13 protein-coding genes and 1 pseudogene are annotated in these 14051 nt (G+C 72.3%); 9 read left to right on the top strand and 5 right to left on the bottom strand.

The genetic code is table 11. From position 1 onward, the window contains the following. Window positions 1–110: 110 nt before the first annotated feature. Window positions 111–758 carry a hypothetical protein gene (locus tag D6689_01535; GenBank protein RMH44825.1) on the bottom strand — a complete coding sequence of 216 codons (648 nt, stop codon included), beginning with the start codon at window positions 756–758 and terminating at the stop codon, window positions 111–113. A gap of 120 nt (window positions 759–878) precedes the next feature. On the opposite strand from D6689_01535, the gene D6689_01530 reads away from it, so the two are divergent. Next, window positions 879–2537 (top strand): hypothetical protein, encoded by a 1659-nt coding sequence (locus D6689_01530; protein RMH44824.1) that lies wholly within the window; start codon window positions 879–881, stop codon window positions 2535–2537. Between the two features lie 41 nt (window positions 2538–2578). Here D6689_01530 and D6689_01525 read toward each other — a convergent pair whose 3' ends face one another. Further along, a complete protein-coding gene (locus D6689_01525) occupies window positions 2579–3067 on the bottom strand; it encodes a molybdenum cofactor carrier (protein RMH44823.1) in 489 nt (162 codons plus the stop codon). Window positions 3068–3226: 159 nt separating this feature from the next. Then, window positions 3227–3991, bottom strand: a complete 765-nt coding sequence (locus D6689_01520) for a TonB family protein (GenBank protein ID RMH44822.1) — start codon at window positions 3989–3991, stop codon at window positions 3227–3229. A gap of 131 nt (window positions 3992–4122) precedes the next feature. On the opposite strand from D6689_01520, the pseudogene D6689_01515 reads away from it, so the two are divergent. Continuing rightward, window positions 4123–4350 (top strand): annotated as a pseudogene (locus tag D6689_01515) (PE family protein). 165 nt (window positions 4351–4515) lie between these two features. Here the strand turns inward: D6689_01515 and D6689_01510 are convergent. Next, window positions 4516–6879 (bottom strand): response regulator, encoded by a 2364-nt coding sequence (locus D6689_01510; GenBank protein ID RMH44821.1) that lies wholly within the window; start codon window positions 6877–6879, stop codon window positions 4516–4518. 100 nt (window positions 6880–6979) lie between these two features. Between D6689_01510 and D6689_01505 the strand changes: the two genes are divergently transcribed. From D6689_01505 to D6689_01490, 4 genes are read left to right on the top strand one after another with little or no spacing between them, the layout of a single operon-like run. Further along, on the top strand, window positions 6980–7750 hold the full coding sequence (locus D6689_01505) for a type III pantothenate kinase (GenBank protein RMH44820.1): 771 nt from the start codon (window positions 6980–6982) through the stop codon (window positions 7748–7750). Further along, window positions 7750–8862: a hypothetical protein gene (locus D6689_01500; protein ID RMH44819.1), complete on the top strand. Its 1113-nt coding sequence runs from the start codon at window positions 7750–7752 to the stop codon at window positions 8860–8862. The genes D6689_01505 and D6689_01500 overlap by 1 nt, the downstream gene beginning before the upstream one ends. Before the next feature lie 10 nt (window positions 8863–8872). Further along, entirely contained in the window at window positions 8873–9394 is a 522-nt protein-coding gene (locus tag D6689_01495) for a hypothetical protein (GenBank protein ID RMH44818.1), read from the top strand. Beyond that, on the top strand, window positions 9387–9947 hold the full coding sequence (locus D6689_01490) for a TlpA family protein disulfide reductase (GenBank protein ID RMH44817.1): 561 nt from the start codon (window positions 9387–9389) through the stop codon (window positions 9945–9947). The genes D6689_01495 and D6689_01490 overlap by 8 nt, the downstream gene beginning before the upstream one ends. A 45-nt stretch (window positions 9948–9992) precedes the next feature. Here the strand turns inward: D6689_01490 and D6689_01485 are convergent, their stop codons facing one another. Continuing rightward, window positions 9993–10205 (bottom strand): hypothetical protein, encoded by a 213-nt coding sequence (locus D6689_01485; protein ID RMH44816.1) that lies wholly within the window; start codon window positions 10203–10205, stop codon window positions 9993–9995. 150 nt (window positions 10206–10355) lie between these two features. Between D6689_01485 and D6689_01480 the strand changes: the two genes are divergently transcribed. Genes D6689_01480 through D6689_01470 form a run of 3 tightly spaced genes read left to right on the top strand, consistent with a single transcriptional unit; the run spans window position 10356 to window position 14049 of the window. After that, complete coding sequence (locus D6689_01480; protein ID RMH44815.1) at window positions 10356–11411, top strand: hypothetical protein; 1056 nt, start codon at window positions 10356–10358, stop codon at window positions 11409–11411. Next, entirely contained in the window at window positions 11408–12784 is a 1377-nt protein-coding gene (locus tag D6689_01475; protein ID RMH44814.1) for a HEAT repeat domain-containing protein, read from the top strand. The genes D6689_01480 and D6689_01475 overlap by 4 nt, the downstream gene beginning before the upstream one ends. Then, window positions 12784–14049, top strand: coding sequence for an MFS transporter (locus D6689_01470; protein RMH44813.1), 1266 nt, complete (start codon window positions 12784–12786; stop codon window positions 14047–14049). Before D6689_01475 ends, D6689_01470 begins: the two co-directional genes overlap by 1 nt. Window positions 14050–14051: the final 2 nt, after the last annotated feature.

The following is a 14051-nucleotide window of genomic DNA, read 5'->3' as shown; positions in this document are numbered from 1 at the left end:
TTATCACGGCCGCCGGGCGAGCGGGAGCCGCCTGCGCGCACAACTGCGGTCCCGCCGCCGGCGCGCGACAAACCCGGCACCTAGCAGGCGCGCCGATGCGCAACGGCTGCCTAGACGAACGCGGGCACGTCGTGGCCGTTGCCACGCCCGTTTCCGCGCCCGCTTTCGCGCCGGCGTTCGCGCGCCGTCGGAGTGTCGTCGGGGCGGTCCGCGATGCCGAGGCGGTCGAACACGAACTCGACCGCCCGCACGCGCTCCTGCATCGACACGCTCTCGACCGGCAGGTACTTGATGCGGTACTGCTCGAGCAGCAGCTTGACCATCCCGTCGATGCGGACGACCTCGTCCCACGACACGCCGGCGCGCACGCCGTCGTCGCGCAACAGCGACGCGTGCGGCCGCAAGAAGAACACGACGCCGCCGGCGACCCACTCCATGTACTCGTCGAACCGCGGGTCGCCGAGCAGTTCCGCGAGGATGGTGGTGTGTTCGGCGGCGTAGGCGAGGTTGTCGAACGCGCGGTCGGACACGAACGAGCCGTCGTGCTGGCGCTCGACCTGCATTTGCCGCTCGAACACGCGCCGTTGGTAGGCTGCGACCAGGTCCATGTCGGTGCGCAGCGCGTCGAGGTTGGTCTCCTGTTCGGCGAGGATGAGGCGGGCGACCTCGGTGATCATCGGCAGGCGATAGCGGTGGCTGACGTAGCGGCACAGCGTCGTCTTGCCGGTGGCGTGGCTTCCAATGAAATAGACGCGCATGTGCGGTATATAGGCGGCGAGTCTGACAGGCGGTTCGCGCGGCGACCGGGCCGGGCGCGATTCGGCGGCGATCCGCCGGGGATCGCCGGCACATCCGCCGGCCGACAACGAGGAGGAGCGATGTTGCAACGCAAGCTGGCAGTGGCAGTGGCGTGCGCGGCGGTGTGGTTGGCCGCGTGCTCGAAGGACGGCAAGCCGGCCGACGGCGAGCCGGCCGACCCGTCCGAGCCGCCGCTGTACACGCCGCGGCCGGCCGCGCAGGTGCCGCAGCCCGAGATGTTGAAGCTGATCCCGGCGGACACGCCGTTCGTGATGGCGGGGCTGAGGCCGCTGCCCGACGACGCCGCCGCTCGGTTCGGCGCGGTGTGGGCGCCGATCGCGAAGATGGCGGCGGAGGCGGAGCCGCCCGCGGATCCGATCGCCCGCGCGGTCTACGACGCGCTCGGCGGCGACCTGTCGCCGGACGGCTTGCAGCGCGTGGGGCTCGCGCTGCCGCCCGCGTACTACGCCGTGTACGCGATCGGGCCGGCGCTGGCGCTGCGGGTCGCGCTGAAGGATCCCGCCAAGACCGAGGCGCTGTTCGCACGACTCGACGCGGCCGGCTGGGGCGCGGCGCCGCGCGCGGTCGGCGGCGCGTCGCTGCGGACGTGGCCGGTCGAGGACGTGGGGCTGTTCGCGGTCGGCGTGGCCGGCGGCGATCTCGTGATGGCGGTGCTGCCCGCGGGCGCGGCCGACGACGTGTTGCCCGTACTCACGGGGGCGCGTCGGCCCGCGCGGTCGCTGGCGGACACCGGGGCGCTGCGGGACGCGATCGCCAATTACGGCCTGCTCGGCGTGGCGGCCGGCTACATCGATGCGCGCGCCGTCGTCCGGTGGGCGCTGGCCGACGGCGGGCTCGGGGCGTGGGGGGAGTCCGCCGACCTGTCCGCGGAATGCCGCAAGGAGATCGAGGCGATCGCGGCGTCGGTGCCGCGGGGCGTGTTCGGCTACACGCGAGCGGACGCGCACGCGTTGGACACGCTGGTCGTCGTCGAACTGCGCGACGACCTGGCGCGCGATCTCGCCGGGTGGCGGGCAGACGCACCCGACATGCGGGCGCTGGCGCACAGCTCGCCCCTGTTCGCGATGGGAGTTGCCGTCGACATGAACGCGGTCGTCCAGTCGATGCAAAGCTGGGCTCGGCGGGTGCAGGCCGCACCCTATCAGTGCGCGGATCTGGCGGAGCTCAACGACGCCGCCCGACAGATCGCGGCGGACACGGTGCCGGCCGAGGTCGCGGCGATCCGCGGCGGTGCGTTCGCGGTGCAGTCGCTGTCGCTCGACGGCGCGTCGCCCACCGGCAGCGGGTTCGCCGTGGTCGGCACGACCGCCGGAGACGCTCTGCTCGCGAAGCTGGCGACCGCGCTGCCGGTCCTCGCCGGCGTCGACCTGCCGGCCGATGGCAAACCGGTGGAGGTACAACTGGGGCTGCCGATTCCCGGCAAGGCGCACCTGGCGCGCCGCGGCGACTGGATCGGCCTGTCGCTCGGCCCCGGCGCGGTGGACCGGATGGTGCAGTTTCTCGGCGCCAAGCGGCGTCACGACGGACCGCTGGTCGCGTTCGCGTACGACTACGGCCGCTACATGAAGCTTCTGTCGTCCGCGTTCGCGATGGGGACGCCCGACCCGAACGTCGTGCGGTTGGTCGACCGCATCGCGGCCGCGTTCGGCACGATCGAGGTCGCGGTCTACGCCGATCGCGCGGGCGTCGTCGCCGTGTCGCGAATGGAGATGCCGTAGGCGGTGGGGACCGGGCGCGCGGCCCGCGCGGCGCCTCGGGGTCACGGCGCGGCGACGGCCGCGGTGACGATGCGCCGGACCGCGTCCGAGATGCCGGGGCAGCCGCTTTCGCGACTGCCAGCGACGTTGAGTGTCGCGATCCCGCGGTCGGCCAGCCATGCGCGCAGCGCGCACGCGGCGGTGCGCTCGTCCGTCGATGCCAGATCGACGTGCAACAGCGGCTTGGCGTGGCGGCGCGCCAACGCGGCGGTGAGCGCGCTGCCTCCGGTCGGCGCGCCGCGGGTGAACAGCACCGTGCCGTCGCTGTCGAGCACGTTGCGCTCCGTCCGCTGTGCATAGTCGGCCGACTCGGTCTCGCGCAACCGGTAGCGGTCCGGGATGCGGCCGTCCTCGGCGCGCCGGCCGCGCGGACACCAGCCGCCGTGCTCGATGCCCAGCGCGATCGCCGCCTCGAGGCCGCCGCGGTCGGCGCCGGTCTGACCGCCGGACACGATGCGGACCAGCGGGACGGATAGGAGGCTGTTGCGCATAGCCGCTGGCTGCGGTCACGATCGGCGGGCGATCTTCGGCGTACGTCCTCGCGCCCTTCGGTACCGTATGATTATACGCGCCCTCGTGCGCTACGGGCGTGCGCCGAACCTCGCCTCGCATCTCGCAACCTCGCTGGCGCGCCTATACGCAACCGCCTCCTAGCGGAACCGATACAGGACCTGGACGACCGTGCACGCGGGCACGGGTGTACCATCGATTTCGTACGGGCGATATCGCCACGCGCGCATCGCGCGGATCAGCGTCGCGTCGTACGCCGGGTACGTCGTGCTTCGCAACACGGCGAGATCGCGCACGCGGCCGCGCGAGTCGATGCACAGTCGCACGCTGGCGCGGACGCGGTCGACGCCGGCTCGCGCCATGGCGACCCGCACGGCGTCCGGCGGTTCGATCCGGTCGGAGCCGGCGATGCGGCGGCCGCGGAGCAGCTCGGGAGGGACGATGCGGTCGCGCGGCTCGGGGGGATCGGGGACCGCGACCTCGGTGATGCCGGCGACGCCGCAGGGCGGGTTGCGGCAGGTCCCCGGAACGATGTGAAGCCCGCGCCCGTCGCCGCCGGCGACGCCCCACGCGTCGTCCCCCCAGACGTCGCCGTCTGCGTCGCGGCCGCCTGCCGCGGTCGCCGCGTCCTCCTCGACCGCGAGCGGCTGGACGCCGGCGGCCCGTTGCTTGCGGGCGGGGTCTGCGCGGCCCGCACCGCCGTGTGCGCGGCGCAGTGGCGGCGGCTTGCCGTCGCCGCCGCCGGGCGCAGGAAGCGCGGGCGGGACGGCCATCGCCAGGTAGACGGGCGGGGTGGACTCGGCCGGCAGCTTGGCGACGCGCCAGGCGCCGGCGGCGATCAGGGCGGCGATCGCGGCCGCGTGGGCCGCCGCCGACGACAGGCACAGGACAGTGCGGTGCGCCATGTCCCGTTAGACGTCCGACCGGCGCCCGCGGTCCATGACAACGGCTGACGCGGCCGCGTTGCGCCGGGGGCCCGCGCGACGCGACGCTCGCGCGCCGTGATACCGTACCGGGCCATGAGAGATGCACTCGCCGGCTTCGTGCTCGCGCTCGGCGTCGCCGCGCCGGGCGTGGCGGCCGCACAGGCCGACGGCGGCGCCGTGGACGCTGCCGCCGCCGACGCCGCGACGGTCGACGCCGCGGCGCCCGACGCGACGCGCGCCGACGCGGGGCGATACCCGCCCCCGATCGACGACAACGACGGCTGCGACTGCCGCACCGCCGGCGCGATCGACGGGGGCGCGACCGCCGCGTTGATCGCGGCGGCTCTGTGGCTGGCGGGACGCCGGCGGTAGCGCAGCCGGCCGGGCGCGCGCCCGTCGACCGCGGCGCGGCGTCAGCGCGGGATCGGAGGGCCGGCCGCCGCCAGCGCCGCGCGGTGTCAGCGCGGGATCGGAGGGCCGGCCGCCGCCGGCGCCGCGCGGTGTCAGCGCGGGATCGGATGGCCGGCCGCCGCCAGCGCCGCGCGGTGGTCCTCGATCAGTTTGAGGAAAACCTCCGCGACCTCCGGGTCGAACTGCGTGCCGGCGCAGCGTTCGATCTCATCGACCGCGACCTGATGCGGCAGCGCTTTGCGGTATGCGCGGTCGCTCGTCATCGCGTCGTACGCATCGGCAACCGCCACGATGCGGCCCAGCAACGGGATGTTCTGGCCAGCGATGCCGCGCGGATAACCGCCGCCGTCGAACTGCTCGTGGTGGCACCAGCAACCGTCGATCAGATTGCGCATGAACGGGATCGGCTCGAGGATCCGCTTACCCTTGTCTGGATGTTCGCGGAACATCTCGACCTCTTCCGGGGTGAGTTTGCCCGGTTTGTTGAGCTTTTCGCTCTTGATGCCGATCTTGCCGATGTCGTGGAGGAGCGCCGCCCGGACGACCGTCTGGACGTCATCGTCTGGAAGGGTGAGGCCTTCGGCGATCAGGCGCGCGTACTCGGCGACGCGATCGCTGTGGCCGCGCGTGTAGCGATCAGACTCTTCGAGCGCGTGCGCGAAGCCGACGATCGTCTGGCGGAAGTTCTCCTCGAGCGACAGATTGGCCGCCTCCAGGTCGCGATTCTTGACCACGAGGTCCTCGTACAGCCGCGCGTTTTCGATCGATGTCGCCGCCCGGCTCGCGAGGATCGACAGCATCTTGCGGTGGCCCTCGTCGAACTTCTTGCCGCGCGTGAACGAAAACACGTTGAGCGTTCCGATGACGCGGCTGGCGACCCGCAGCGGCACGGATACGAAGGACACCAGGTTGCCCGCGGGGCGGGTGCGAAAGAACCGGTTGGCCTTGAGCCCGTGGGCGAGCACCGCCTCGCCGCGCTGGAAATAGCCGAGCAACTCGTCCACGTCCGGTGACGGCGGCGCGTTCGCGTCGGCGTCGCGCGCGACCTGCCCGAGCGCTTTGATGCGCTCGTCGAACTGGCCGGTCGCCGGATCCTGCAGGTGCAGGGTCGCCACGTCTCCGTCGACCTCTCGGATCGCCGCATCGAGGATCACGTCGAGCACGTGCTCGATGTCGAGCGACGTCGCGATTGCCTCGGAGACGCTGTACAGCGTGAGCGCCTCCTTCAGCCGTACGTTCTCCGCCTGCAGCGCCTGCCGTTCGAGACCTCGCTGGACGACGTGGACCACCTCCTCGACCTTGAACGGCTTGAGGATGTAGTCGTAGGCGCCCTTCTTCATCGCCTCGATCGCGGTTTCGACCGTGCCGAACCCGGTCATGATGACCGTGAGCACGTCGATACCCTCGGCCTGGATCTGCTCGAGCAACTGGAGTCCGCCGACCTTGGGCATCTTGAGGTCGGAGATCACCATGTCGTAGGGCCGCAGGCGCAGCTCGGTGATCGCGTCGGCGCCGTCCTCGACGCTCCTCACGATGTACCCCTCCATCGTGAGGAACTCCGACAGGATTTCGCGGATGACCTTCTCGTCGTCGACGACGAGAACGCGCGCCGTCTGCTGTGCCCGCTCGACCTCCATCCGCGGTCCGCTCAGCTCCCGCTCGTATTGCCGCCGGTCGCGGCCGGCTTCGGTTGGGTGGCCGGCTTGGGTTGGGCGGCCTTCACCATGGCCTCCCACTGTTTCTTTTTCGCGTCGGCCTTCTGTTTGATCTGCATCGCCTGGGCGCGGGCGCGCTGCGCGCGCTCCGACCGCTCCTTGTATTGAGTCTCGAACACCGCCGGATCGAACCCCTTGGGCCGAATGTTCTTTTTCTGCGCGATGCGCGCCTTGGCCAGCTCGTACTTGGCCTCCGCCGCGTACATGGCCTCTTCGGTGTAGCGCAGCCACTTCTTGAGGTATTCGCGGTAGACCTTCAGCCACGACACCTTCTCGTCGGCCGCCTTGCGAGCCAGTTCGGCCCGGTGAAGCTCGGCCGCCGCCGCATTGATGCGCGTGAGATCGTTCGAGTCGTCGGCCGCCTTCTTTTCGGTGCGGGCGGACTTTTCGGCGAGCAGCGCCTGCTCGCGCTCGTTCTCGGCGACCGACAGCTTGGTCGCCGACTCGTTGTAGTCGGCCTCCGCCTTGGCGCGCTCCATTTTCGCTGTGGCGTAGGCGTTTTGCGCTTCGATGACCGACTGCTTCTCCGCGATCGGCACCGCGGCGATGTGCATGTCGTCGAAGTGGTGCGACAGCGGGCGCGGCCCCGGATCGCCGCCGCCTCCGCAGGCGAGCAGACCAAGGCACACGAACCCAGCAACATGGATGCGCATCGTCGGATTCCTCCCCGTGGTAAGCGAACGAATGGTCGCCAGGGAGCGTACTACGGCGCGCCGCCGCGTGGGTAGGCCCCGGCGACATCCCGGCGGGCGCCGTGACGGGGGCATCCCCCGTGGCCGCGCCAGGGGGCGGCGCACCGGCGCGCCGCGCGCGGCCGCCGCCGCGCTAAGATGTCGCCGGCATGGCCAATTTGCTCGCGGTCGACGTCGGCAACACGAACACGGTGTTCGGCCTCTACGAGGGCGACGAACTCGTCGACCACTGGCGGCTCGCGACGGAGGCCAACCGCACCTCGGACGAGTACGCCGTGCTCGTCCAACAACTGTTCGCGCTGCACGGCCGCGACTGGCATGCGGTGAGCCACGGCATCGTCGCGTCGGTCGTTCCGCCCGCGCTGCACGCGGTCGTGCGGCTGTTTTCCCGCCACCTCGGCATCGAGCCGATGGTGGTCGGTCCCGGGATCAAGACCGGCATGCCGATCCTGTACGAGAATCCGCGCGAGGTAGGCGCCGACCGCATCGCCAACGCGGTGGCGGCGTTCGACAAACATCGCCGCGGCCTCGTGTGCGTCGACTTCGGCACCGCGACGACGTGGGACGTGGTCACGCCGAAGGGCGAGTACCTCGGCGGGGTGATCGCGCCGGGCATTCTCATCAGCGCCGAAGCGCTGTACCGCCGGGCGGCCAAGCTGCCGCGGGTGGAGATCGTCAAGCCGGAGCGCGCGGTCGGGCGCACGCCTGTGACGTCGATGCAGTCGGGCCTGTATTACGGGTATGCCGGGATGGTCGACGCCGTGGTCGACCGCATCGCCGCCGAGGTGGACTTCGACCCCTATTGCCTTGCGACCGGCGGGCTCGCGCGACTGATCGCCGGCGCGTCGCGCGCGATCCGCGAGGTCGATCCGCTGCTGACGCTCCGCGGATTGAAGATCTTGTTCGAGAGGAACCGCTGATGGCGATTGCGCGTACACCGATCGAAGCGGAGCGGCTCAGTGAGGCTGCGCGCAAGGCGCTGGCCTCCGGGCCCATCAAGATGATGGCCGCGCGCGGCCTCGCGCCTCTGCCCAACCCGGTTGATTTGATCACCGTTTTGTATCAGCTCGCGATCGACGCGGACGGCGCGGTCGCTCAGGCGGCCGCGAAGACGGCCACGGAGTTGCCCGACCGGGTGCTCACCGGCGCCCTGTCGAACCCGCAAGCGGATCCGCGCGTGCTCGACTTCTTTGCCGAGCGACTGGCGAACCGCGAGGCGATGCTCGAGCTGATTCTGCTCAATCCGGCGACAGCCGATGAGACCGTCGCCGAACTCGCGGGCGCGGTCGGCGAGCGCCTGGTCGACCTGATCGCCTCCAACGAGCAGCGGCTGTTGCGCCATCCGGCCATCATCGCCGCGATGTACGTCAACCGCGCCGCCCGCATGTCCACGGTGGATCGGGCGGTGGAACTCGCGGTGCGCAATCAGGTGCGCGTGCCGGGGATCGCCGCGTGGGACGAGATCGCGCGCGCGGCGGTCGCGACGGCGAAGGCGGGCCCGCCGTCTGACGAGGGGCGCGACGCGGCCGACGCGCTGTTCGCGGCCGCGGCGGAGCAGGCCGCCGAGGAGGCGGACGACGATCGCGCCGCCGCAGCAGACGAGGGCGATGAGCGCGACCTCCCGCTGTCGGCGATGACGATCCCGATGAAGATTCGCCTCGCGACGCTCGGCAACAAGTTCGTGCGCGCGCAGCTGGTGCGCGACTCCAACAAGATGGTCGCGCTCGCCGCCATCAAGGCGCCCGGCGTCACCGAAATGGAAGCGGTCAAACACGCCGGAAACAGCGCGTTGTCCGAGGAAGTGATCGCCTACATTGCGCGCAAGCGCGAATGGACCAAGCTGTACGCGTGCAAGCTCGCACTGGTCAACAACCCGAAGACGCCGCTGGCGATCGCGATGCGGCTCGTGCCCCACTTGCGGGACAAGGACATCCGCGCGCTCGCGCGGTCCAAGAGCATCCCGTCGGCGCTGGCGGCCCAGGCGCGGAAGCTCGTCATGACCCGGTCGACCGGCGGACGCGGCGGCCGGTGACCGCGGAACGATGATCTGGTGCCCGACCTCGTTCGCCGAGCGGATCGGCGCGGCGCTCGCCGCCCCGACGGCGGCACTGTCGGCCGCCGACGATCCCGCCCACGCCGGGCGCGCGTCGTCGGACGCCACCGCCGTGCTGCTGGCGTCGGCGTTCGCGCTGCACGTCCGCGCGCTCGTGGCGGCGGCCTGGATCGGCGCGGTCGACTCGGCCTTGGCCGGTGTGGTCGCGGCCGCCGGGGTCGTCGGGCGGGCGATCGGGTGGGATCTGGCGTTCTTGTTCATTGCCGGCGGCGTCGTGACCATCGCGGCGGGGCGGCGCCGCGCGGTCGGCCGCGACTTCGACCTCGCCGCGGTCGCCTACGTGCCGTTCGCATTCGTCCGGCTCGTCGCCGGCTTCGCCGCCGCGCTGGCGGGCGGGTCGCTGTCGCGGGCGGCGACGGACGTCGCCGGAGTCGCGGCGCTCGCGTGGGGCGGGGGCGCGGTGGCGCTCGCGATTCGCGTCGCTCGCGCGCGGGGGGACGCCCGTGGCTGATCCGGGCCGCCGCGCGCGGTGGGCGGGCCGGGCGGCGATCGCGCTGGCGCTCGCGACCGCCGCGTTCGGCGCGGTGGACGTCGCGCGCAACTGGCACGCGATGCGGCCGGTCGCCCCGGGAGACATGGCGCCGCTGTTTTCGCTGCCGCGTGCCGACGGCGGCGGTCGCGTGTCGCTGGCCGACGCCCGCGGCGATGTCGTGCTCGTGGACTTCTGGGCGTCCTGGTGCGGGCCGTGCATTCGCGCGATGCCGGCGATCGAGCGGGCCTGGCGGCGCCTTCGCGGCGATGGCTTCCGCGTGCTGTCGGTCAACATCGAGGGCCGCGCTGGCCGCGCGGCCGCGCTGGCCGCGGCGCGGCGCCTCGGCGTCACGTTCCCCGTGCTCAGCGACGATGGCGCGGTCGCCGACGCCTTCCGGGTGACGACCATCCCGCACCTGGTCGTCATCGACCGGCGCGGCGTGGTCGTCGCGGTTCACCGCGGGGCGGCCGTCGACCTCGACGGCTGGCTCGCCGACCAGGTCGAGCCCCTGTTGGCGGCTCCGCGTCCCTGACGGCGGCCGAGTCGCGGCGACACGGCGCGGCGCGCCGGCCGGGCGTCAGCCGGAGTTGGCCTCGGTCGGGTCGACGCGGACGTAGTCGGCGTTGCGGTGGCGGGCGGTCGGCAGGTGGGCTTCCCAGCATGCGACGCTGCAGAACCGCAGCTTGAAGCGGCCCGAGTTGCACGACGCCACCGAACAGCGCACGTAGGCCGCGCCCGCGGGAAGCGGCGCCTTGCACATGCAACACATGGAGTCTTTGAGCGTCGGCATGGCGGGCGACGCAGGGAGCGTAGCATTCCCCTCCGACAGCGCCGCGCGCATCGGCTTAACGCGTTGAAACTGTTGCTGTTTTGCTTGTGTCGGAATTTGGAGGCGTCGCGCGCCGCGTGATACCCTGACGGCGTGCGCCTCGGGAGCTGTGTGGCCGTCGAGCTCGCCGTCGGGGTCTCGCTCGCCGCCGGCCTCGCGCTGGCGGGGACCGCCGGCGTGCGCGAGCTTCGGGGCCGCTGGGCGCATGCCGGCCGCGCGCCCGCGGCTCCGGCCGAGCGGGTCGAAATCCGCTGGCCGGAGCGGCCGAGCCTCGGCCCGGTCCGCCGCGCGCTCGGCCTGTTTCGCGGCGTGGCGGACGACCAGCTGCTCGCGCCGTTGCGCACCGGCGAGATCGACCGCGTGGCGTTCAACCTCGGCGGGTCGTCGATCTCGCTGCGGATCGACTTCGACAACGGCGCGCGCGCCGCGTTCAAGCCGCGCCAGACCAACTGGCAGACCGTGCCGCGCCGCGAGGTGGCGGCGTACCGGATCAACCGGCTGCTCGGGTTGAGTACCGTGGCGCCGGCGATCGGTCGCATGTTCCGCGTCGACGACATTCTGTCGCACCTGGAACCGGACAGCGCCTACATTGCGCCGCGGCTGCGAGCGGAGATGATCCAGAACGACGGCTGGGTGGTCGGCGAGCTGTCCTGGTGGATCCCGCGCATCGCCAAGCCGAGGATCGACGGCTACCCGGTCGACAGCGTCGACGGCGTCGTGACCTGGCACCGCTATCTGACCATCGGCGAGCCGGTGCCGTACCGGGAGGCGCGGCTCGTCGCGCAGATCAGCGACATGGTGGTGTTCGACTTTCTGATCAACAATCTCGATCGGTGGAGCGGCGGCAACGTCCGCTCGTCGCCGGACGGGTCGTTTTTGTACTACATGGACAACACCTTGTCGTTTGGGCGGCAGCCCGCCGGGGCGGAAAAGGTCCGCTCCTACCTGATGAAGGTGCAGAAGTTTTCGCGGTCGCTGGTGGCGGCGTTGCGCGCGCTCGACGAGGAGGCGGTGCGCGCCGCGCTCGCCGACGATCCGGGGCCGTTTCACGAGTTGCTCGACGACAGCGAGGTCGCGGCGCTGATGGCGCGGCGCGACTACGCGCTGCGTTACATCGACGACCTGATCGCGCGCCACGGCGCCGACAACGTGTTGGTGTTCCCGTGACCGCCGTCTGTCCCACCTGCCAGCGTCCGATCGATCCCGCGCGTGCGCCGGTCGCGCGGGTGCGAGGCGGGCACGTGTACACGTACTGCTCGGCAGCCTGTGCCGACGGCGCACCGGCGGCCTGCGCCGACGGCGACGCGGCCGCGGACGCCGATCGCGCACCGCCGATCGAGGTGCGCGCCGAAAACACGCCGGCGCGCGCCGAGGAGACCGCGATGAGCGTGGCGTGGTACGAGCGCGCCGACGAGGCCGTCGCGCGGGTCGCCGATTCGCCGCGCGACGTCGACGACTTGTGGGACGACGAGCCCGCGTCACCGGTGTCGGCCCCGGTCGTCGGGCGCGGGCACACGTGGGACGAGCGCGCGCAGGCGCGCATCGACGCGGAGGAGCGCGGTGCGGCGTCGCCGGCGGCCGGCCGGCGCGGAAACAAGCGCCGCGCGCTCGCGATCGCCGGGGCGGTCTGCGTCGGGGGCATGGCGATCGCGATCGTCGACGCGGTGTCGCCGTCGTCTCCGACGGATGCGACCGCCGCGACGGATGCGCCCGTCGCGCCGGCGCCGGCGCCGGAGCCCGCCCCGCCGCCGGCCGCGGACGCGCGCGTCGATCCGGCGGTGTTGCGCGACGCCGCCGTCGGCGCGCTGCGCGAGCTGATGCGGTCGCCGTCGCCTCGGCTGGCGCGCGACGCCGCGCTCGCGCTCGCCCGCGTGCGCGATCCGGACGCGCTCGCCGCGCTCGGCCGGCGGCTCGACGAGGAGCCGAGCCCGGCCGCGCGCCTGCGCGTCGCGTACGTGCTCGCCCGGTCCGGCGACGCGCGCGGCGTAGCGGCGCTCGAGGCGGCGTTGCGCGATCCGAGCCGCGACGTGCGCCTCGACGCCGCGCGATCGCTCGCGCGGCTCGGCAACGACGCCGGCCGCACCGCGCTGCGCGCGATGCTGCGCGTGCGCACGCACCGGCTCGGGGCCGCCGCGGCGCTCGCGCTGCTCGGCGACGACGCCGGGCTCGCGGTGCTGCGCGAAGCCCTCGCGGGTTCGGCGCGCGTTGCGCGCACGCGCGCGGCAGTGGCCCTCGGCGCCGCCGGCTACGACGAGGCGCGCGACGCGCTGGCCGACATCCTCACCGCGGGCGACCGCGTCGGCGCGGCCCACGCGCTGGCTGCGCTCGGGGACACCCGCGCGGTTGACGCGCTGGTCGAGCAGCTCGGCGCGAGCGCGCTGCGGGTGGACGCCGCGATCGCCCTTCGGCGGTTGGACGCGCAGGTCGACCTCGCGCCGCTGGCGCGCGCGCTGGTCGACGGCGACGACGTGGGCCGGATCACCGCCGCCGAGGCGATCTTGATCTTGACCGCCGACGAGCGGCCGGCGGAGCTGCGCTGATGGCTCGCGACCTTCGCCTGTTCTACCTGTTCCGGCTGCTGGCGACCTCGTACCTGTGGGTGCCGATCTTCGTCTACTTCTTCGAGTCGCGCGGGCTACAGTGGAGCGAGATTTCCATTCTCGGCGCGATCTACTGCGGCGTCGTCATCCTCGTCGAAATCCCGACGGGCGCGTTCGCCGACCGCATTGGCCGGCGCCGCTCCATGATGGCGGGGACACTCGCGATGGTCGCGGCGTGCGTCACGGCGTACTTCGCGCACGGCTTCGCTGCGTTCGCCATCGCGGAGGTGCTGGCGGCGACCTCGATGTCTCTGTGCTCGGGCGCGGATTCGGCCTACCTGTTCGACTTGCTCGTCGACAACGGTCGCGCGGACGAATACGCGCACCACGAGGGGCGCGCGTCCGCGTGGCACTTCGCCGGCCAGACGCTGGCGTTTGCGGCGGGGGGTGTGCTCGCGGAGATCGACCTTGCGCTGCCGTATCTGGCGACGGCCGCCGTGTCGGCAGCCGCGTTCGGGGTCGCGTTGCTGATGGACGGCGAGCGCGCCGCGATCGTGTCGCGGCCGCTGCGGCCGGCGCGCGAGGAGGCGCGCGCCTACTTCCGCCATATGCGCGAGTCGTTGCGCGCCGCGCGCAGCAATCGGGCGCTGCTGTGGGTGATCGGCTATGCGGCTGTGGTGTTCGCGCTGCTCAAGGCGATCGCGTACCTTTACCAGCCGCTGCTGAAGGCCCAGTCGTTCGGCTACGCGGAGGTGGGGTTCATTTTCGCCGGCGTCTATGCGGTGGCGTCGTTCGTCGCTCACCAGGCCGACGCGCTGCGCCGCCAGTACGGCGAGGACGTGCTCGTGTGGGGCGTGTTGATCGCGCTGGCCGGCAGCTTCCTGTTGCTCGGCCAGGTTCGCAGCGAGTGGGTGATGATGTTGTTGCTCGTGCAAGCGATCGCGACCGGCCTGTACTCGCCGCTGGTCAAGCCGCTGCTCAACCGGCAGATCGCCAGTTCCGATCACCGCGCGACCGTGCTGTCCATCGAGAGCATCGCGAAGCGCTCGTTCATGATCGGCGCCGTATTCCTGCCGATCGCGGCGTCCTACGGGCCCGCCGCGGCGCTGTACTGGTGCGGCGGCGTCGGTCTGGCCGGGTTCGCGGTGCTGGCGGCATTCGGTCGGGCCGCGCCGCTGAGCGGGCGCGGCGCCGTGTTCCGCGCGGTCGTACCGGAGGATTCCGTGCCGGCGCTGTCCGGCGATCCTCCGTGTCCGTCGAAGTAGCG

It is taken from the genome of Deltaproteobacteria bacterium (assembly GCA_003696105.1).
In the GTDB taxonomy this organism is placed as follows: Bacteria; Myxococcota_A; Polyangia; order Haliangiales; family J016; genus J016.
The sequence above is the reverse complement of the archived record's forward strand: the minus strand, read 5'-3'. Positions and strand labels throughout refer to the sequence as shown.

Coding starts and splice junctions, on each gene's coding strand:
- D6689_01535 (RMH44825.1), bottom strand. CDS start 758: ATGCGCGTCTATTTCATTGGAAGCCACGCCACCGGCAAGACGACGCTG.
- D6689_01530 (RMH44824.1), top strand. CDS start 879: ATGTTGCAACGCAAGCTGGCAGTGGCAGTGGCGTGCGCGGCGGTGTGG.
- D6689_01525 (RMH44823.1), bottom strand. CDS start 3,067: ATGCGCAACAGCCTCCTATCCGTCCCGCTGGTCCGCATCGTGTCCGGC.
- D6689_01520 (RMH44822.1), bottom strand. CDS start 3,991: ATGGCGCACCGCACTGTCCTGTGCCTGTCGTCGGCGGCGGCCCACGCG.
- D6689_01510 (RMH44821.1), bottom strand. CDS start 6,879: ATGTCGCCGGGGCCTACCCACGCGGCGGCGCGCCGTAGTACGCTCCCT.
- D6689_01505 (RMH44820.1), top strand. CDS start 6,980: ATGGCCAATTTGCTCGCGGTCGACGTCGGCAACACGAACACGGTGTTC.
- D6689_01500 (RMH44819.1), top strand. CDS start 7,750: ATGGCGATTGCGCGTACACCGATCGAAGCGGAGCGGCTCAGTGAGGCT.
- D6689_01495 (RMH44818.1), top strand. CDS start 8,873: ATGATCTGGTGCCCGACCTCGTTCGCCGAGCGGATCGGCGCGGCGCTC.
- D6689_01485 (RMH44816.1), bottom strand. CDS start 10,205: ATGCCGACGCTCAAAGACTCCATGTGTTGCATGTGCAAGGCGCCGCTT.
- D6689_01470 (RMH44813.1), top strand. CDS start 12,784: ATGGCTCGCGACCTTCGCCTGTTCTACCTGTTCCGGCTGCTGGCGACC.